The organism is Vibrio sp. 10N.222.55.B11, from assembly GCF_041473705.1.
Lineage (GTDB): Bacteria > Pseudomonadota > Gammaproteobacteria > Enterobacterales > Vibrionaceae > Vibrio > Vibrio crassostreae_C.
Genome location: NZ_JBFRST010000062.1, coordinates 157,629 through 177,481, shown reverse-complemented (window position 1 = coordinate 177,481; position 19,853 = coordinate 157,629). Strand labels below are relative to the sequence as shown.

At 45.3% G+C, this 19,853-nt stretch carries 18 protein-coding genes and 1 tRNA gene; 8 read left to right on the top strand and 11 right to left on the bottom strand.

All coding sequences use genetic code 11. The features are described from left to right. Positions 1-845 precede the first annotated feature (845 nt). From AB4503_RS21420 to rpsU, 5 genes are all read right to left on the bottom strand, one after another. Positions 846-921, bottom strand: a tRNA-Ile gene (locus AB4503_RS21420). Positions 922-1,084: 163 nt separating this feature from the next. Then, entirely contained in the window at positions 1,085-2,929 is a 1,845-nt protein-coding gene (rpoD, locus tag AB4503_RS21415; protein ID WP_017061407.1) for an RNA polymerase sigma factor RpoD, read from the bottom strand. A gap of 99 nt (positions 2,930-3,028) precedes the next feature. Next, the gene (dnaG, locus tag AB4503_RS21410; RefSeq protein ID WP_372054842.1) at positions 3,029-4,780 is read right to left on the bottom strand and encodes a DNA primase; all 1,752 of its coding nucleotides are present in this window, start codon (positions 4,778-4,780) and stop codon (positions 3,029-3,031) included. Positions 4,781-4,899: 119 nt separating this feature from the next. Further along, positions 4,900-5,343: a GatB/YqeY domain-containing protein gene (locus AB4503_RS21405; protein ID WP_372115701.1), complete on the bottom strand. Its 444-nt coding sequence runs from the start codon at positions 5,341-5,343 to the stop codon at positions 4,900-4,902. Positions 5,344-5,368: 25 nt separating this feature from the next. After that, positions 5,369-5,584 carry a 30S ribosomal protein S21 gene (rpsU, locus tag AB4503_RS21400; RefSeq protein WP_004396009.1) on the bottom strand — a complete coding sequence of 72 codons (216 nt, stop codon included), beginning with the start codon at positions 5,582-5,584 and terminating at the stop codon, positions 5,369-5,371. 258 nt (positions 5,585-5,842) lie between these two features. On the opposite strand from rpsU, the gene tsaD reads away from it, so the two are divergent. Continuing rightward, the gene (gene tsaD / locus AB4503_RS21395) at positions 5,843-6,859 is read left to right on the top strand and encodes a tRNA (adenosine(37)-N6)-threonylcarbamoyltransferase complex transferase subunit TsaD (RefSeq protein ID WP_017061410.1); all 1,017 of its coding nucleotides are present in this window, start codon (positions 5,843-5,845) and stop codon (positions 6,857-6,859) included. 106 nt (positions 6,860-6,965) lie between these two features. Continuing rightward, complete coding sequence (locus AB4503_RS21390) at positions 6,966-7,781, top strand: alpha/beta fold hydrolase (RefSeq protein WP_372115700.1); 816 nt, start codon at positions 6,966-6,968, stop codon at positions 7,779-7,781. A 43-nt stretch (positions 7,782-7,824) separates the two neighbouring features. Here the strand turns inward: AB4503_RS21390 and plsY are convergent, their stop codons facing one another. Further along, positions 7,825-8,421 (bottom strand): glycerol-3-phosphate 1-O-acyltransferase PlsY, encoded by a 597-nt coding sequence (gene plsY, locus AB4503_RS21385; RefSeq protein ID WP_009847793.1) that lies wholly within the window; start codon positions 8,419-8,421, stop codon positions 7,825-7,827. 138 nt (positions 8,422-8,559) lie between these two features. On the opposite strand from plsY, the gene folB reads away from it, so the two are divergent. From folB to AB4503_RS21370, 3 genes are read left to right on the top strand one after another with little or no spacing between them, the layout of a single operon-like run. Continuing rightward, positions 8,560-8,919 (top strand): dihydroneopterin aldolase, encoded by a 360-nt coding sequence (gene folB / locus AB4503_RS21380; RefSeq protein ID WP_017061412.1) that lies wholly within the window; start codon positions 8,560-8,562, stop codon positions 8,917-8,919. Beyond that, positions 8,916-9,398 (top strand): 2-amino-4-hydroxy-6-hydroxymethyldihydropteridine diphosphokinase, encoded by a 483-nt coding sequence (folK, locus tag AB4503_RS21375; RefSeq protein WP_017062921.1) that lies wholly within the window; start codon positions 8,916-8,918, stop codon positions 9,396-9,398. Before folB ends, folK begins: the two co-directional genes overlap by 4 nt. Before the next feature lie 15 nt (positions 9,399-9,413). Continuing rightward, entirely contained in the window at positions 9,414-10,217 is an 804-nt protein-coding gene (locus tag AB4503_RS21370) for an undecaprenyl-diphosphate phosphatase (RefSeq protein WP_010434624.1), read from the top strand. A gap of 91 nt (positions 10,218-10,308) precedes the next feature. Here AB4503_RS21370 and AB4503_RS21365 read toward each other — a convergent pair whose 3' ends face one another. Further along, positions 10,309-11,625, bottom strand: coding sequence for a multifunctional CCA addition/repair protein (locus AB4503_RS21365; protein ID WP_372102382.1), 1,317 nt, complete (start codon positions 11,623-11,625; stop codon positions 10,309-10,311). Positions 11,626-11,661: 36 nt separating this feature from the next. On the opposite strand from AB4503_RS21365, the gene AB4503_RS21360 reads away from it, so the two are divergent. Together AB4503_RS21360 and AB4503_RS21355 are read left to right on the top strand one after the other, a co-directional pair. After that, entirely contained in the window at positions 11,662-13,332 is a 1,671-nt protein-coding gene (locus AB4503_RS21360; RefSeq protein WP_229647471.1) for an ExeA family protein, read from the top strand. Beyond that, positions 13,332-14,324 (top strand): general secretion pathway protein GspB, encoded by a 993-nt coding sequence (locus tag AB4503_RS21355; RefSeq protein ID WP_017061416.1) that lies wholly within the window; start codon positions 13,332-13,334, stop codon positions 14,322-14,324. Before AB4503_RS21360 ends, AB4503_RS21355 begins: the two co-directional genes overlap by 1 nt. Before the next feature lie 105 nt (positions 14,325-14,429). On the opposite strand, the gene AB4503_RS21350 is transcribed toward AB4503_RS21355, so the two are convergent. From AB4503_RS21350 to AB4503_RS21340, 3 genes are all read right to left on the bottom strand, one after another. Then, on the bottom strand, positions 14,430-15,041 hold the full coding sequence (locus AB4503_RS21350) for a TIGR04211 family SH3 domain-containing protein (RefSeq protein ID WP_017062917.1): 612 nt from the start codon (positions 15,039-15,041) through the stop codon (positions 14,430-14,432). 205 nt (positions 15,042-15,246) lie between these two features. Beyond that, positions 15,247-16,509 (bottom strand): inorganic phosphate transporter, encoded by a 1,263-nt coding sequence (locus AB4503_RS21345; protein ID WP_017062916.1) that lies wholly within the window; start codon positions 16,507-16,509, stop codon positions 15,247-15,249. A gap of 128 nt (positions 16,510-16,637) precedes the next feature. After that, positions 16,638-17,318 (bottom strand): TIGR00153 family protein, encoded by a 681-nt coding sequence (locus AB4503_RS21340; RefSeq protein ID WP_010434644.1) that lies wholly within the window; start codon positions 17,316-17,318, stop codon positions 16,638-16,640. A 207-nt stretch (positions 17,319-17,525) separates the two neighbouring features. On the opposite strand from AB4503_RS21340, the gene AB4503_RS21335 reads away from it, so the two are divergent. Then, positions 17,526-19,043: an inorganic triphosphatase gene (locus tag AB4503_RS21335; protein WP_017062915.1), complete on the top strand. Its 1,518-nt coding sequence runs from the start codon at positions 17,526-17,528 to the stop codon at positions 19,041-19,043. Between the two features lie 51 nt (positions 19,044-19,094). Here the strand turns inward: AB4503_RS21335 and AB4503_RS21330 are convergent, their stop codons facing one another. Beyond that, a complete protein-coding gene (locus AB4503_RS21330) occupies positions 19,095-19,844 on the bottom strand; it encodes an ion transporter (protein ID WP_017061420.1) in 750 nt (249 codons plus the stop codon). Positions 19,845-19,853 lie beyond the last annotated feature (9 nt).

Genomic DNA, 19,853 nt, shown 5'->3' with positions numbered 1-19,853 from the left:
CGGTCTCTCTAGACTGACCCTGTAATCTCTCTCTAGCCCTTGTTCTACCTGATTTCTTCAGTAATTACTTTCCCTAGGTTTCGTTGACGGCGTCGTCGGTCCGGTCCTAGTCCGGTCTTTCAACCTGATTTTAGAACCAATGAGTGGACACCAACCCTATTTAAACTTCCTATTTAGGTTTTCTGTCCAGTTTGCCGTCGTCGTCGACGGGATAGCCACGCTAGATTTCCATCTGATTCCACTAACCCATTCCCTCAACCCAACTTCTCCCCCTAACGCATACGAGATTCACCCTAGAACCACTCCTAGCGTTGAGACTACCGATTCCAGTATGAATATCAGTCCAGTGATTAGCCTTCGTTTCTAGCTCTGAGGTTCACTGCTGCTGACGACTAACCTCAATCACTTAAGAGATATCAGACCAATTACCACTGAGGGTAATTGGTCATCATTGTTCAACAGTCATCTGGTTCTAATCTTCGGTGCTGAGTCTCCTGACTGATCTCAGCTAGAACTCCATTTAGGTATCTCATTTATATCTATATAAATTACCGAATGGACAGGATGTTGGTTATATTTTTGTTGGTTTAGTCGGGAAGTTTTTCTGAGGCTCTACTTTTGTGTTGAGTGGTATGTATCTAGCGAAGAATCGTGTTGTACAGATGAGAGAGGTTACTGATGGTTGATATCAGCCTGAGATAGATTTACGGGTTCTGCGGTGATTAGATGGAGTGTTTCACTGGCGCTAATGGAATCGTGCTTACAGGAAGTAATTGAAGACCGGATATGGAAAGGACTAGAAAAGATAAAGGCCCATGAATTTCTTCATGAGCCTTATCGGAATTTGGTGGCCCCTCCCAGATTTGAACTGGGGACCGAACGATTATGAGTCGTGCGCTCTAACCACTGAGCTAAGGGGCCGTAGGGCATAGATTATAGGGGAAGCGTTCAATGGTGTCTAGACACTATAAGGGGCAATTCCGCTTACATCTTAGCCACTTAAATCACACAGATAAAAAAAAGGTGAGCCAACGCTCACCTTTTCTTATTTATGCTTAAAAGCTAACCACACTAAAGCGTGTGATTACTCGTCTAGGAAGCTACGCAGAGTTTCTGAGCGGCTTGGGTGACGAAGTTTACGCAGTGCTTTTGCTTCGATCTGACGGATACGTTCACGAGTTACGTCGAACTGCTTGCCCACTTCTTCAAGAGTGTGGTCAGTGTTCATGTCGATACCGAAACGCATACGCAGTACTTTAGCTTCACGAGGTGTTAGGCCAGCAAGAACGTCTTTAGTTGCACCGCGTAGGCTGGTTGCCGTTGCAGAGTCTAAAGGTAGTTCTAGCGTTGTATCCTCGATGAAATCACCTAGGTGCGAATCTTCGTCGTCACCGATTGGTGTCTCCATTGAGATTGGCTCTTTAGCGATTTTCAGTACTTTACGGATCTTGTCTTCAGGCATTTGCATGCGTTCAGCCAGTTCTTCCGGAAGTGGTTCACGACCCATCTCTTGTAGCATTTGACGAGAGATACGGTTTAGTTTGTTGATCGTTTCGATCATGTGAACCGGAATACGGATAGTACGAGCTTGGTCGGCAATCGAACGAGTGATTGCTTGACGGATCCACCAAGTAGCGTAAGTAGAGAACTTGTAACCACGACGGTATTCAAACTTATCTACCGCTTTCATCAGACCGATGTTACCTTCTTGGATTAGATCCAGGAATTGTAGACCACGGTTTGTGTACTTCTTAGCAATCGAGATTACTAGACGTAAGTTCGCTTCAACCATCTCTTTCTTCGCACGACGAGCTTTCGCTTCACCGATAGACATGCGACGGCTGATATCTTTGATGCTTTGAACAGTAAGAGACGTTTCACGTTCGATCATATCCAGCTTTTGGATAGAGCGACGGATGTCGTGCTCGTTACGTTTAATCTTTTCTGCGTATGGCTTGTCTGAAGCAAGAACTTCATCCAACCATGCTTCGCTAGATTCGTTACCAGTAAATAGAGCAATGAAAGATTTCTTCGGCATTTTGCCGTACTCAACCGTTTGACGCATGATTAGACGTTCTTGAGTACGTACGCGATCCATAGAGTTACGCAGTTCGTTTACTAGGTAATCAAACTGTTTTGGTGTTAGACGGAACTCTTTGAATACGTCTTGCATCATTGTCGTTGCAAGCGTTGCTTTCGGGCTTTCATGGCCGTACTCGTTGATCGCTAGCTGACGGTTCTGGTAGCTAGTACGAAGCGCTGTGAACTTCTCAAGAGCAAGCTCAGGATCGATACCTGTATCTTCTTCTTCCTCTTCCTCGTCGTCTTCAGCGTCTTCTTTGTCTTCGTCTTCCAGATCAGTTTCAGCAAGTTCTGAACCGATGTGAGTCGCCGTTGGCGCAGCTGTGCCATCGTCGTCTGGGTCAACAAAGCCATTGATTAGGTCTGTTAAGCGAATCTCTTCTGCTTGTACGCGGTCAAACTGTTCCAAGATGTATGGAATAGTGCCTGGGTACTCAGCAACCGATAGTTGAACTGTATTGATACCATCTTCAATACGTTTCGCAATGTCGATTTCGCCTTCACGAGTCAGTAGTTCAACCGTACCCATTTCACGCATGTACATACGAACTGGGTCAGTAGTACGGCCAATCTCGCTTTCTACGCTTGAAAGCGCAGCAGCTGCAGCTTCGGCTGCATCTTCATCTATATTGGCATCGTCATCATTAAGTGCTAGATCATCAGCATCAGGTGCAGTTTCAACTACCTTGATACCCATGTCGTTAATCATTTGAATGATGTCTTCTACCTGTTCAGAATCCACGATTTCTGCAGGTAGGTGGTCGTTTACTTCGGCGTAGGTCAGATAGCCTTGTTCCTTGCCTTTAATAACAAGTAATTTAAGCTGTGACTGCGGATTTTGATCCATAGATGATATCCAACTTCAGGTCTGGTGAAGGACGTTGCATTCTCAAATGCAAACCAATTATGTTAACAAATTTATTAAATGCTGACTAATCAAACAGGGTTACGCTTTTAGATCTAGCATTAAAGCTAGTAGCTCCCTTTTTTCTTCGGCTGATAAACCGACGCTTCTTGCTTTGGCCTGCAGGTTTTCAATTTGTTTTTCAACGCACTGGGCAAGTATATTGTCCAATGAGTCTAAAAATATGTCTTCTTGATTGTCTTCGTCGAGGGGGATTTCCCAGCTCGCGAGACGAGACAGAAGAGCCTCATGTTTATTGTGTCGCCAATGCTCTAATAATTGGCCTGTGTTGATATGGGGATGCGCATGGCATTTATCAAGTACTTCGACGAATAAACTTAGTCCAGGCAGCTGTAAGCCTTTGACACTTGATAAATCCGGTACCATATCAGCATAGCTCGGATTTTGGATAAGCAAAGCGATAACTTCACGCATTGGAGTGCGTTTCAGCTCTTTATGCGGTTGAGGTATCGGGTTCTGTGTATGAACACGCGCTCGCCTCAATTGGTTATCAAATCCAGTGCGCTCATCGAGCAATTTTTCGAGCAACTCTTGGAAGTAACTGTCAGGGATTTTGTTAATCAATGCGCTAGCGTGTGCGCGCAGTGCCGATTTCCCTTCGGTTGTTCCCAAGTTTAACTTGTGTATTTCAATCAGGTTATCGAACAAATAGGTCGAAAGCGGTGTCGCATTTTGAACAAGCTGTTCGAAAGCGGCTTTGCCGTGTTCTCTTATATAGCTGTCTGGGTCTTCACCGTCGGGCAAGAATAGAAACTTGAGTGTGTTACCGGTTTTCAGGTACTCAAGGGCATTTTCTAGTGCGCGCCACGCGGCTTCTTTACCTGCTCGGTCACCATCGTAACAACAAACCACTGTGCTGGTTTGGCGGAACAGCATTTGAACGTGGTCACCGGTTGTCGATGTGCCCAGTGATGCTACTGAGTAATCAACACCATATTGCGCTAATGCCACGACATCCATGTAACCTTCAACCACAAGTATTTGCGGCGGTTCACGGTAGGCTTGCAGCACTTCATAAAGGCCGTAAAGCTCTTTACCTTTATGGAAGATAGGCGTTTCTGGTGAGTTGAGATATTTTGGAGTACCGTCTTCTAATACACGACCACCAAAACCAATCACACGGCCACGACGATCGCGAATCGGGAACATTACGCGTCCACGGAATCGGTCGTATCGGTTACCTTTATCGTTCTCAATTAGCATGCCGCCAGTCACGAGCATGTCTTGGGCTTCTTTCTGTTGGCCAAAGTTCTTACGAACTAAGTCCCACTCATCGGCCACATAACCAATGCCAAACTTCTGGACGATCTCGCCCGAAAGGCCACGATTCTTTAGGTAATCAATCGCAGGTTTGTTGGCTGATATTTTCAGTTGAGAGCGGTAAAAATTACTGATGCCGCCCATCAAATCGTAGAGGTTACGTTTTTGTTCGCTGTTGGCTCTTGGTGCTGTTGATATCTCGCCGCTACGTTGCTCTCTAGGAACATCGAGGCCTAAGAAAGAGGCAAGCTCTTCAATCGCTTCAACAAAATCGAGACGTTCGAACTCCATAATGAAGTCGATAGCATTACCGTGTACGCCACAACCAAAGCAGTGATAAAACTGTTTTTCTTGGCTTACGCTAAAAGAAGGGGTCTTTTCGTTGTGGAATGGGCAACAAGCACCATAGTTTTTGCCTTTTTTCTTAAGTTTCACGCGTGCGTCCACTATGTCGACAATGTCGAGACGCGCTAGGAGATCATCAATGAAACTACGCGGGATGTGTCCTGCCATAAAACCTTAGAAAAATGCACTAACTGAGAGTGTGGATAATAATAGTTTGAATAGGTTACAGATACAAACAAGCCGTGCGTTCCGAAGGATTGCACGGCTTGTTGCAATTTGATTTGGGATTAAGCGAGTTTAGAACGAACTAAACCACTAACTTTACCCATATCTGCACGCCCTTGAATTTGTGGTTTCAAGATAGCCATTACTTTACCCATGTCTTGCATGCCCGCTGGTTGAGCTTCGGCGATTGCGCTATCAAGTAGTGCAATAACTTCTTCATCACTTAGCGGTTGAGGCATAAAGCCTTCAAGTACCGTAATTTCTGCTTTTTCCACGTCAGCAAGATCTTGACGATTTGCTGATTCATATTGAGCAACAGAATCGCGACGTTGCTTAACCATTTTAACTAATACAGCAAGAATGTCGTCGTCGTTCTGAGTGATCCGTTCGTCAACTTCACGTTGCTTAATTGCTGAAAGAGCTAAGCGGATAGTGCCAAGGCGCGGTTTGTCCTTGGCTTTCATCGCTAATTTTTGCTCTTCTTTGAGTTGTTCAATAAGAGCCATAACTCAGTCCTTATGGATTAAGTTATTAGTACAGGCGAACGCGACGTGCGTTTTCGCGAGCTAGCTTCTTAGCGTGACGCTTTTGAGCTGCTGCTTTAGCGCGTTTGCGAACTGTAGTTGGCTTTTCGTAGTGCTCGCGACGGCGAACTTCAGAAAGGATACCTGCTTTTTCACAAGAGCGCTTGAAACGACGTAGTGCAACGTCGAACGGTTCGTTTTCACGTACTTTAACTATTGGCATATGCCTTTCACCTCAGGGGTTATTCATTATCGCTGGCTACTCAGTACCAAATCAGAGAAGTTACCCATCGAGCTAACTCTCTATTCGCGTTTGGCCATTAACCAGCTTGATCAAAAATGGTGCGGAATTTTAATCCGATCACAGTGGCTTTGTAAAGCACTTTGTCGATTATAGTCTGTACAATATTTGTTTGAAGAGCTTAGGCAGGGTAATATTGCGCTAATTTCCCATTTTAGACGAAAGCGTGCCGAGAAAATTATGCGCATTATTGGTATTGAAACCTCTTGTGATGAAACAGGAATCGCGATTTATGATGATGAGCAAGGGCTGCTTTCTCATCAATTATATAGCCAAGTAAAGCTGCACGCCGATTACGGTGGTGTGGTACCTGAGCTAGCTTCACGTGACCACGTGAAAAAAACAATTCCTCTTATTAAAGCGGCATTAGCTGAAGCGAACCTAACGTCGAAAGACATTGATGGTGTGGCTTACACGGCTGGCCCTGGTTTAGTGGGTGCACTGCTGGTTGGTGCAACGATTGGTCGCAGTATTGCTTATGCGTGGGGAGTGCCTGCAGTGCCTGTTCACCATATGGAAGGTCACCTTCTTGCGCCAATGCTAGAAGATAACCCACCACCATTCCCATTTGTGGCTCTGCTGGTTTCTGGCGGCCATACCATGATGGTAGAAGTGAAAGGTATTGGTGAATACCGAATCCTTGGTGAATCGATTGATGATGCAGCGGGTGAAGCGTTTGATAAAACCGCGAAACTGATGGGCTTAGATTACCCTGGTGGTCCACTGTTATCTCGTTTGGCGGAAAAAGGCACTCCGGGTCGTTTTAAGTTCCCGCGTCCAATGACCGATCGTCCGGGTCTAGATATGAGCTTTTCTGGTTTGAAGACGTTCGCAGCGAATACCATTCGCGATAACGATAATGATGACCAAACTCGCGCTGATATCGCTTATGCATTCCAAGAAGCTGTTTGTGCAACCTTAGTAATCAAGTGTAAGCGAGCCTTGGTTGAAACGGGCATGAAACGTATAGTGATTGCTGGCGGTGTAAGTGCCAACAAACAACTGCGTGTTGAGCTTGAGGCGCTTGCTAAGAAAGTCGGTGGTGAGGTGTACTACCCACGCACTGAGTTCTGTACAGATAATGGTGCGATGATCGCTTATGCGGGCATGCAGCGCCTAAAGAATGGCGAAACGGCTGATTTGTCTGTTCATGCCACACCGCGTTGGCCTATTGACCAGCTAGAGCCAATTGCGTAATTGACTATAGTGTTTCGATAAACGGTCGCCTTGTGCGGCCGTTTTTATATCCTAGCTTACCGACTGTATGTCGATAAATAATTGCTGATAGAGATTAGGGAAGAAAATGAACAAGTTCACAGTAGACAATCAATCGATGGCGTACCTAGATGAAGGTCAAGGCCCTGTTGTTGTACTCGGCCACAGCTACCTTTGGGATAGTGCAATGTGGAAGCCGCAGATCGAAGCGTTAAAAACTCAGTATCGCTGTATTGTTCCAGAGCTTTGGTCTCATGGTGAATCTCAAGCAGCACCCACTTCGATGCGTAACTTGAAAGATTACGCTCAGCACGTTTTGGCTCTGCTTGATCATTTAGAGATCGAAGAATTCTCAGTGGTTGGCTTATCGGTTGGCGGTATGTGGGGAACGGAGCTTGCCGAATTAGCACCTGCGCGAATTCAGTCATTGGTATTAATGGATACCTTTGTGGGTTTAGAGCCAGAAGTTGCGCACGCAAAGTACTTCAGCATGTTAGATACCATCACTCAAACTAAGATGGTTCCTCAACCAATTGTTGAAGCGGTTGTTCCACTGTTCTTTGCTAATGATGCTCAAACCAACACGCCAGCTTTAGTGGAAGGGTTTACTCAGCAGTTGTCTGCTCTTGAGGGTGACAACGCTGAAGAAGTGGCACGAATTGGTCGAATGGTGTTTGGACGTCGCGATATGATTGAATCGGTAGAGAACTTTGCTCTGCCTGTTTTGATTGCTGTAGGACAAGAAGATAAACCACGTCCGGTACTTGAGTCATACTTAATGCACGATTGCATTACGGGCAGTGAATTAGTGGTGATTCCTGGCGCAGGTCATATTAGCTCGTTAGAGCAACCAGAGTTTGTGAACACAATGCTGAAGACGTTTTTAGATAAACATCTGCTATAAGCTTTAAATACTGAATATTATGGTTCGGCTTAGACGTGACAGTTTAAGCCGATTTTTTTTGTCCGAGTTTTGGTTCGCTGCCATCGAGTAGGCGGCGGATATTCTGGTGGTGACGTAACACGATCAAACAGCACAGCATGGCTACTGGCAATGTGTATTGAGGTTTGACTAACCAAGCGTAGAAAGGGGCAAGTAGCACAGTAACCAGTGCCGCTAAAGAAGAGTAACGAAACAAAAACGCGACCACTAACCAAGTCGCCATGATCATTCCGGTTAGATCGAATCCTATTGGGGCGATAGCGCCAAGTGCGGTTGCCACGCCTTTACCACCTTTGAAGTGGAAGAAGATCGGATACATATGGCCAAGACACGCCGCAATTGCCACAACCCCAAGAATGATTGGGTCGATCTTGAGGTAGTAGCCAAGCCAGACAGGGATAGTGCCTTTCAGCATGTCACACAAAAGGACGGCAGCTGCTGCGCCTTTACCGCCAACACGCAGGACATTGGTTGCTCCTGGGTTGTTAGAACCTACTGTTCGAGGATCTGGGAGCCTCAAAACTCGGCATATCAAGACCGCACTAGAGATTGAACCTAGTAAGTAGGCAGCAATGATCATGATAAGTGCCAATGGGGTCATGTCTGTCCTTTAACGGTTATACGCCTAACGATGGGAAAATAATGCTCAATCCAAGAGTAATTGATATCATATCTCGAATTACGCAAATAATACGTTTTTTTCCCCAATTTGGGTATCCGACCTCTAAAAGGACAAGTCATGGCACTGGATAAAGTTTTCATTGAGCAGCTAGAAGTAATTACAACGATCGGTGTTTACGATTGGGAGCAAGAGATCAAACAGAAACTGGTGCTTGATATTGAAATGGCTCATGACAACCGCCCAGCAGGCAAGAGTGATGATGTGGTTGATGCTTTGGATTATTCGAAAGTGAGCACTGCAGTACTTGAGCACATTGCAAATGGCCGTTTTCTACTCGTAGAACGTGTTGCTGAAGAAGTCGCAGAGCTTATTATGACTCAGTTCTCTGTGCCGTGGATTAAAATCCGATTGGCTAAACCTGGCGCAGTGCCACAAGCAAAAGCCGTTGGTGTGATCATCGAACGAGGTCAAGCATGACAGTAGCCTATGTTGGTGTTGGCACGAACATAGACCGCGACAAGCATGCAAGGGTGGCATGGACAGAGCTTCAATCGTTAGGGACTAACCTTAAATGCTCTAAAATCTATCACTGTGAGCCCGTCGGTTTTAATAGCCATCCGTTTTATAACTTTGTGATAGAGCTCGACACGTCACTCTCATTGACTGAATTTTCACAGCAGCTGCGTAAAATTGAGTTTAAATGGGGTCGCTCTCAAGATGCGCACAAACTACAAGATCGAAAACTCGATCTTGATATTGTGCTGTTTGGAGAGGAGGTTTCTGAGTGTGAACCAGAATTACCACGCAGTGATATCTACAAATATCCTTTTGTAACACAGCCGCTTTATGATCTTTGTCCTGCGCGAGTGATCCCGCAAGACGGAAGAACCGTCAGTGAAATATGGCAGAAGATGCAGCAATTAGACTCGCTCTCTGTCGTAGATATAAAACTATAATTTTTAAGGTAAGTAATGAGTTATTTTGAAGCGTTTATATTGGCGTTGGTGCAAGGCTTTACAGAGTTTTTACCTATTTCCAGTTCTGCACACCTAATCCTTCCTTCAGCTGTTTTAGGCTGGGAAGATCAAGGTTTGGCTTTTGATGTCGCTGTCCACGTTGGTACTTTGGCAGCTGTTGTTATCTATTTCCGTAAAGAAGTGGTCTCTCTGTTGAGCGCATTCTTTGGTTCAGTGTTTAAAGGTGATCGTAGTAAAGAAGCGAAGTTAGCGTGGATGATCATTCTCGCGACGATTCCTGCGTGTATCTTTGGCTTGTTGATGAAAGATATTGTTGAGCTTTACTTACGCAGTGCGTGGGTGATCGCGACGACAACGATTATCTTTGGTCTATTGCTATGGTGGGTGGACAAGAACTCAAGCCTGCGCGATGACGAATACCAAGCGGGTTGGAAAAAGGCGCTGTTTATTGGTCTTGCTCAAGCAATGGCGATCATTCCGGGCACGTCTCGTTCTGGCGCAACCATTACCGCGGCGCTTTACCTTGGTTTCACACGTGAAGCGGCGGCTCGATTCTCTTTCTTGATGTCTATCCCAATCATCACTCTGGCTGGTGGTTATTTAGGTCTTAAGTTGGTGACAAGCGGTGATCCAATCCATGTTGGCACTTTGCTAACGGGCGTTGCGGTGTCTTTCATCAGTGCTTACATCTGTATCCACTTCTTCTTGAAGCTTATCTCTCGTATGGGCATGACACCGTTCGTTATCTACCGCCTGATTCTAGGTTGTGGTCTGTTTGCTTTCTTAATGATGCAGTAACAGACACAGGCAACGGTCTCGCTGTAAGAATTGAAACAAAAGGCCCGCTTAACTGCGGGCTTTTTATACGTTTTAGGTAGAGCGGCGACGATTAACTGCTAGCGAGTTCTGATAGGGCGTTTTCAATTGCGATGGCTCTGCGTTTCTCTTGTTCTTCTCGAATATCTTTGCCTTTAAAACCATCGGTAATGATCGCTTTTACTTCGACTTGAAGCGCCGCTTGGTAGGCGACTTCAAAGCGCGCTTTTTGAGGATAAGGCTGATCTTCTAATCCTTTTCGGCCTGCGTGGTCGGCCTGGCAGCAAAGTAGTATATCGTCGAGCCTATCTGGCTTACGCCAAACATCGAACTTGTTGAGAACCTTGAGAAAGGTGGTTGGTTTGAGCTCGCCTGCGCGGTGGATATTAGAATGTTGCTCGCACACTAACAACGCAAGGTCTCTGAATTCATTGGGCACTCTGACTCTTTCACACAGCTTCTTAATGATTTTTAAGCCTGTATGGCAATGCATTTTGTGGCTTGGCCACTCGCTTTCTGGCGTGACGCCTTTACCTAAATCATGTACTTGAGCGGCAAAACGCACGGGTAACGATGAGCTTAATCGCGCAGCTTGCTGAGCAACCATCAGAGTGTGAATGCCCGTGTCGATCTCAGGGTGCCACTTTTCCGGTTGAGGTACACCAAACAGCGCGTCAATTTCAGGCAACACAACAGCCAATGCACCACACTCTTTAAGTATCGAAAGGAATACTTCAGGGTGCGGAGTACTAAGGGATTTATGCCACTCTTGCCAAACTCGTTCGGCAGTGAGATGTGCCAGTTCACCGGATTGAACTATCTCGCTCATCATCACCATGGTTTCTGGTGCAACCGTAAAGTTGAGGTGATGGAGTTTGGCGGCGAAGCGAGCCACACGCAGCACACGAAGAGGATCTTCAACAAAAGCGTCCGAGACGTGCCTTAGAATACGATCCGAGAGATCTTTCTGGCCATGATAAGGATCGTGAAGTTGGCCTTTATCATCTTGAGCTATAGCGTTGATGGTCAGATCTCGACGCATCAGGTCTTCTTCCAAACTTACGTCTGGCGCGAAGTAACATTCGAAGCCTGTGTAACCAGAGCCTGATTTTCTCTCAGTGCGAGCCAGTGCGTGCTCTTCTTTGGTTTTTGGGTGCAAGAATACCGGGAAATCTTTTCCCACAGCAGTAAAGCCAAGGTTTTCCATCTCTTGAGGGGTACTCCCTACCACGACCCAATCTCTATCATAACTATCAATATTGAGCAGCTTATCGCGCACTGCTCCACCGACTAGATAGCGTTGTAGCCCGTTGTCTTTTGGTAGGCTATCGTAAATTTGCAACTTATCACCTCGAAATGTTTTATCACTGCTGGACTTTACTGCAAGCAATGGTACTTTCCATTAATCGTAATTATAGGGCAGCACATGTATAAGGAATATTTTGGCTTCGTTGAGATGCCATTTTCGATTGTACCAAATTCTCGCTACTTGTTTTTGAGTCAGCGCCATCAAGAAGCGATGCAGAACCTACAAGCCGGTTTAGGCGAGGGTGGGGGCTTTGCGATGCTTACTGGTGAGGTTGGTACAGGGAAAACAACGGTCGCTAAGGCGATGTTGTCTTCATTGGATAGTCATACTCAGGCTGGCCTTATACTTAACCCTACGTTTTCAAATACGGATTTACTAGAAGCTATCTGCGATGAGTTTGAGGTCGAGTACCCAGAACAAGCATCGTTGAAACAGCTCAGTCAGGCTATTCATTATTTTCTACTTGATAGCCATGCCGAAGGCATTCAAACCCTATTGGTGATCGATGAAGCCCAACACCTCGCTGCCGATGTGTTGGAGCAGTTACGCCTTCTAACAAACTTGGAAACCGACAATCGTAAGCTGTTAAAAGTACTGTTGGTCGGCCAGCCGGAATTACAACAGCACTTACAAACCACGCAGCTACGTCAGCTAGCACAGCGCATTACAGGTCGCTATCACCTACTGCCTCTTAATACCGAAGAAACGGGCAAGTACATCGCGTTTCGTTTGGAGACGGCGGGTGGCGAGCAGATGTTGTTTTCGAACCGTTCTATCAAGCTGATTGCTCAATATACGCATGGTATTCCAAGGCTCATTAACTTGGTGTGTGATAAAGCACTGCAGTTGGCTTTTCATGACGGTGAGCAGCTACCGAGCAATGAAACGGTTAACCGAGCGTGTCAGCAGGTTATGTCCTTTCAGGCCGATGTGTATCACGTCGAGAAAGCTCTAACTTCTCGTGTCGCGCCTAAGTTATTCCAATACGCAGGGATTGCGACGTTAAGCGTTGGTCTTGCAATAGCGACCTTTAACTTCGCTCCAAGCTATATCAATGCTTGGTTGCCTACGGATGCATCAAATGAAGCAAAGACGGAAGTGTTAGCACGTACTCAGCGTTCTTTGGTATCAGATGTTCCTAAGTTGGTTGCTGAGCCAAAACCTGCCAAGTTTGAATTGCCACAACACATTCAACAACATTTGATGCAGGGGACCAATCGTTCTCTCGCTATCAAAGACTTGTATACGCTGTGGGGATATCAATCTTCACTGCGTGATGGATTGTGCTTAAGTGAGCCACAAAGTGTTTTTGTGTGTGAGCAGCAGCAGGCCAGTTTGGATACCTTGTTAGAACTTGGTGTTCCTGTGGTACTTAATCTCGACATAGACCAAAAACCAGTGTTTGCTGTGCTGTATGGCGTGTCTAAGGATTCTGTCGAGTTGCTGGTTAATGAAAAGCTGTTGGTGATGCCGAAGCAATCCTTAGAGCAAATCTGGCAAGGCGATTACGTCGCTATTTGGAAGCAGCCGCTGCGAGAGACCCTTAAAGAGGGCTATCAAGGTGAAGCGGTTGCTTTGCTTGATCTACTGCTTTCTGAAGTATTAGGAGAGGTTGTTTCCGGTAGTGATGTATTTGATTATGAGTTAAAAATGAAAATCGAAGCATTTCAAACGTGGCAAGGTATGTCTGTTGATGGCATTGCAGGTAAGCGCACCTTAGCAAGATTGCAGAGATTAGCTCAACTCGATTCGCCTAAGCTGATGTCACTAGAAGGGGGCGAAAGCTAATGTCACGTATTATGCACGAACTTAAACAGCCGTCTCACAAGCCATCTTCTATTAATCAGCACTCTCTTAGCAAACCAAGCTTCAAAGGCTACCAGAATCATCATGTTCCTAATTCTGCAAAAGGGATGAGCAACAAGCGAGGTTCATCGTTAGCGATGGGGCTACTCTTAATCTTGGTTCCTTCTTTGTTGGTGGGTGGCGTCTTGGCTTATCAATCGTATATCCAACAACAAGAAGCCGTGAACCAAGCTGCCAATGTCGCTCTGCCAGAATTTAAAACTGAATCAGACATTGAGCCTGAAATTGCGGATGCTGATATAGCAAGCATGGATGCCGTGTCTGAGGAAGAAGATGCCTTGTTCACCGTTCGCCCTGCACCGGCGAGCCAACCGTTGAAAGCATTGCCACGCCAAGAGATGTATGCACAGATTGATTCTGGCGCTAATCGTGCAAACACCGCTGGTGGCTCAGCAGTGATCTTCGCTAATGCTGATAACAACACTCAAATGACAGCCAGTTCTGAATCGTCATCCGTTCAGCCAGGCGCGAGTGATGAAACGACTGCTCTGCAATCAAGCACTGATCAGCAATCAAATAGTGACTTACAATCGGACAGTGATCTGCTGCAAGGGCTAGACCTCAGTGAGTTGCCACCTGATTTGGCATTGAAGCTTGAATCCATTATGGGGGAGCAACAAAGCGCTCCTGAGCCGATGGATTCTAGACCCTCAGGGCAAAGGGGTTCTCAGGTCATTGAGTTGGAAACGCACACCAATAGCTTATCAGGAGTCCTTCCTAAGTTAGACCTACAAACTCATATGTACTCGAGCAGCGAGACCAAACGTTGGGTAAAAGTGAACGGCCAAGAAGTGGCGCAAGGAGATTGGATTGGACAAGACATTCAATTACTAGAGATTAAGCCACAATCAGTGATCATAGAGTTCAATCAGCAGAAGATAGAAATCCCGGCTCTGTACGAGTGGAAAGGTTAGCGATTTCTATACGTATTTAGATAACAGACAAATAAAAAGGAGCACCTCGGTGCTCCTTTTTGATATTCGATACTGAATTTACTGTACCTGATACAAGCGTTAAGTCTACGCCCAACCGTTTGGTGATTTTCTGCGACGAGGCATGATGTGTGGCAGAACAAGGCCTAGAAGTAGACCAATACCCGCAACACCACCACCGTACATGAAGTACTTCAATAGTAGGTCGTCTTTTTGAGTGTCTAGCTTAGCGCGCAGTTCACGGTTCTCTGTTTGAGAACTCGTTAGCTGTTGGCTAATTTCACTGTAGTTCTGTTCTAGTTCAGCAATCTGCTTGTTACGAGAATCTAGAGAGCTTGCTAGGCCAGCTTTTTCGCTGTCAGCACTCTGACGAGCATTCGCTAGCTTGCCTTTAACTTCCGTCAGCTCTTTCTCTAGCTTAGGCATACGCAGTGCCATGCTTTCTTGAGTGCTTACAAACTTGCTTTCAACCCAACCTTTACGGCCACGGTTGTCTTGAATTTGGGTGTAACCCGTACTCTTGTTAGTTTGTAGGAATGTAATCTTTTCACCAGCATCAACACTACCGATGATACGGAATGTGTTGTTTGGGCCAGAATGCATATAAGTAAATAGTTTGTCAGCAATATAACGGTCTTGTGCAAAGGCAGCTGGAGCCGCAAGCATTGCGAACAAAACTAAGCTAATCAGTTTTTTCACAGTAAATCCCTTAACGATTCAAATTGGGTAGGCGTATGAGTCAGCCTCAATCAGCAAATAATATTTAGTTTCTTTATGCGGTGCAACAAAGAAGGGAGGCAAAGCCTCCCTTTCTGTGCGTTTGAGTCAATAATGACATGGCATTTACATATCGTTACTGAAGCTCACACTGTTCTGACGCTAGTATTCACTAACGCAGTCGCGATTACATAGTAAACGCAGCTTGAATTCCGTAGAAGAACACAACAGCAAGTAGAGCACCTGCAGGTAGTGTCACAATCCAAGAAGCCACGATATTACGTACAACGCCTAAGTTTAGTGCTGCGATACCACGAGCAAAACCAACACCTAAAACAGCACCAACGAGTGTTTGTGTAGTAGAGATTGGAAGGCCAGTACCTGAAGCTAGTACAACCGTACATGCAGTTGCAAGTTGTGCAGCAAAGCCACGGCTTGGTGTTAGTTCTGTAATACCAGTACCAACGGTTGCCATTACTTTATGACCCATTGTTGCAAGACCAACAACGATACCGAATCCACCTAGAGGAAGAATCCACCATGCGATAGTACTCTTACCTGTGATTTCACCCATGTGCTCAACGGTTGATACAACAGCAGACAGTGGACCAATCGCGTTCGCAACGTCGTTTGAACCGTGTGCAAATGCCATCGCACAAGCTGTGATAACCATGAGTACAGAGAAGATGCCTTCAACACCTGCAAAGCCGTGGTCTTCTTCGCGGTTAGCGAATTTCTTCTGGATGTATAGGTAACCGCCGATCATTACAAGCGCAGAAACGCCAGCAGCCCAAACCCATGCTTCAGTGTTGCTTAGGTGAAGACCAACGTGCTTAAGGCCTTTCTTGATGGTTACAAGTGCAATTACCATTGTTGTAATGAACATGTATACCGGTACAAAGCGTTTCGCGTTAAATAGCGGGTTCTCTGTATCAAAAATCAGTCGTTGAGCACTTACAAATATGACGTAAGCGAAGAAACCGGAAATAACCGGTGTGATAATCCAACTGCCCACAATACCTTGAACACTGTTCCAGTCTACCGCTTCAGTACCTACAGACACACAAGCGAAGCCGATGATTGCACCGATGATTGAGTGAGTCGTAGAAACCGGCCAGCCCATGTAAGAAGCGAGAAGTAGCCATGTACCCGCAGCAAGAAGTGCTGACATCATGCCGTACACAAGTACATCTGGTTGATGAGCGAATAGAGACGTTTCGATAACACCTTTACGGATCGTGTCTGTTACTTCGCCGCCCGCAAGGTAAGCACCTGCGAATTCAAAGATCATTGCGATAATGATCGCTTGTTTAACGGTTAAAGCTTTAGAGCCTACTGAGGTGCCCATTGCGTTCGCAACGTCATTTGCACCAATACCAATAGCCATCAAGAAACCGAAAGCTGCTGCAACAATAATCAGGACAGTGCCGTAGTTAGCAAGGATATCCATCGTAATACCTAGTTGTTTGATAACAAGCGGAACAAATTTAGACGCAAAAAACCGCTCAGCGAGAGGAATACTCAGCGCATAAGTGGTTTGTTCAAAAAATGCTCTTCGTTATATGGTTAACGTATGATTTAAGATCGAGAAAGCATTACTTCAAGACGAGCGCCTACACGCTGTGCTTGATCTGCAATACCACCAACCCATTCAAGAATTTTGTATAAGAACATGATATCAACTGGATTCAGATCGCCTTCAATTGCCATTAGTTGTTGGCGTAGTTCGATCTGCATCGCATCCGTGTCATCTTCAATTACATCTAATTGATGAATCATTTCGGCAACGAGTGTTACTTCACGGCCTTTAAAGCCAGTCTCAAGTAATTCGTCTAATTCATTGATTACGTTTTGTGCTTGGTTCGCTGCATCTAGACAACGTTTAACGTAAGCGATGAAGTTTTCTTGCATAGGAGCAGGAATGACAAGTTGACGACCATATACACGGCCAGCAATGTCTTTCGCTAGGTTTGCGAGTTTGTCTTGTTGCGTTAATAGCTCCAACATATCGGTGCGATCAACTGGCATAAACAAACCACGAGGAAGTTTAAGGCGAATTTCACGTTTTAGTACGTCAGCTTCTTTCTCAAGGTGAGAAATTTGAGCTCGAATTTCTGATGCTTTTTCCCAGTCACCTTTTGAAGAAACTTCAAAGAAATTAACTAGGTGAGAACAACATTCGTTCACGCATACTACGTGACGCTGCAAAGGTTTAATTGGGGACTTTGCAAATAACCCCATAATTGTATTTACTGGCATGGTCATCCAACCTAATAAATAATAACCTTAAAACAACATACACCATATTCATGGTGAAATGTTAAGCGATGGCTACAAAGTCGCGCATGTTAACCTAATCAATCTCTCATTAAAACTGTTTTAGATCATCATAAGGGCGATATTTCTGACTTGCCGACTTTTCAAATTGGCAATATCCTGTCCCTATCTTCACAGAAAGGTATAACTATGGAAACCGAGATAGAACTGAAGTTTTTTGTTTCTCCTGAATTTTCAGAGACTTTACGCAATAAAATTGCTGAAACTAAAGTACTTCAGCACAGTTGTCGTGAGCTAGGTAACATCTACTTTGACACCGCTGACAACTGGCTACGTAAGCACGATACAGGCTTACGCATTCGACGCTTTGATGACGTATTTGTACAAACCGTAAAGACTGCTGGTCGTGTGGTTGCTGGCCTGCATCAAAGGCCTGAATACAATGCAGAACACGACAGCAACGAACCTAAGTTAGCCCTGCACCCAGAGGATATCTGGCCAGCAGGTAAAGACATCGAAACGTTGCAAGCTGAGCTGACTCCTCTGTTCTCTACCAACTTCACGCGTGAGCAGTGGTTGATTGGTATGCCTGATGGTAGCCAAGTCGAGGTCGCATTCGATCAAGGCTTTGTTGAATCAGGCGACCTGCAAGAACCGATTTGCGAAGTCGAATTGGAACTTAAATCCGGTCAAACGGATGCGCTATTTACATTGTCTCGCCAATTCTGCGAACAAGGTGGCATGCGTTTGGGTAACCTAAGTAAAGCAGCTAAGGGTTACCGTCTTGCTCAAGGTTATCAAGGAGATGAAGTTACTCCTTTGACCTTAGTTGATACTGACAAAAGTGATACCGTTGAATCGTGTTTTATTCAATCTTTAGAGCATGCTCTCGCTCATTGGCACTATCACGAGCAGATTTTCACAGAGCGTCAATCGATTGAAGCTTTGCATGAGATCAGTCACTCGCTGAGTTTTATTCGCCAAACTTTCACTATCTATGGCGGCATTGTTCCAAGACGAGCAAGTGCGATTTTACGTCAAGAGTTAAAGTGGCTTGAGCAAGAGCTTGAGTGGCTAAAAAGCTATGACCACTTCGAAGATTTGCTGGAAGATAAAGGCCATGTGCTGCGTAAACTCGATGCGCGTAAGTTCTTAGTGGCTGAGCTGAAAGAGATGCAAGAGCAACTTCCAGATCGTGAAGAGCTGCTTACCTTGCTGAGTTCGGCTCGTTACACAGGTTTATTGCTAGACCTGAGCCGTTGGATTCTGTCTCGTGGTTGGCAGCCTTTCCTAGATGAAAAAGCACGTGAGCAAATGGCTAGTGGTATCGAATGGTTTTCGGTGAAGCAGCTTGATCGCACATGGGCGGACTTGATGGAAGCTTTCCCACCTGAACGTGTGATGACTAGCCAAGCGTATATTGATCAGCAATACCGTTTGATGCGCAATCTATACTCTGGTGTGGGTTTTGCGAGCTTGTATGACGATGAAGAGCGTAACAGCTTCCGTTTGCCATGGGCTGACATGGTACAAGGTATTGATGATTTGCTGGCACTTAAAACATTAGAGCCGTTAACTGAGAAGTTAGAAGGCGATGAGAAGGTTCAGCTAGAGCGCTGGTTGGCTCGTCAAGAAGTGTCCATTCTGCATGCGATGGAACAGACACGCCAAATCAGTGTTGAGGTTGAGCCATACTGGCAAGACTAAACTCGATACCTGTATCAATAGAAGTATGAATTTGAAAATAGGGCTCCGGCCCTATTTTTTTGTTTGTTGCTCAAGTTTTTCGAGTCGCTCTAAGATTTTCTGTTGCTGCTCGATGATCTTCTCAAGGTGTTTCTCTTTGTTTTCCGCTCGTAGATTCTCATGATGAGTTGGGGAGGTGATCAAAGAAGTAATCAAGCCTGAAATCATACCAAACACACCGACACCACAGATGATCACCATTGAAGCCACTAACTGACCGGAAGTTGTCACTGGGTAATGGTCGCCATAACCCACAGTACTGATGGTCACAAACGCCCACCATAAAGCATCATGACCTGTAGTGATGTTGGCGTTCGGATCTTTGTGTTCCAATAGCAGGATCGTGCCAGCACCGATAGTCAGTAAGATCACCAAAAGCAGAATGATGGAAGCGAAAGTGGTCTCTTTCCTATTACGAAATAACTCTCTGAAAATACGTTTACTTGAACGCAGAACTAAGATGACTCGCAGAATTTGAAAAATACGGGCGAAACGAAGAGGCTCGATCATTGGGATACTTGCTAAGAAATCGATCCAGTGTACTTTTAGAAATTCTTTTTTGTTTTGTGATCTAAATAGATCAATTGTGAGCTGAAAAAGAAAAACACTACAGATTATAAAATCGAGGCCGATAAGGACTTGTTTCGATTCTTTATCGATCGGTACGAACAATAAGCCTGAGATCACAAATAACGCTAAGAAAGAGAGAATCAGTGACAATAAGCTCATCGGCTTGGTGGCGTCTTTGGTATTATTCAACATTCATACGAG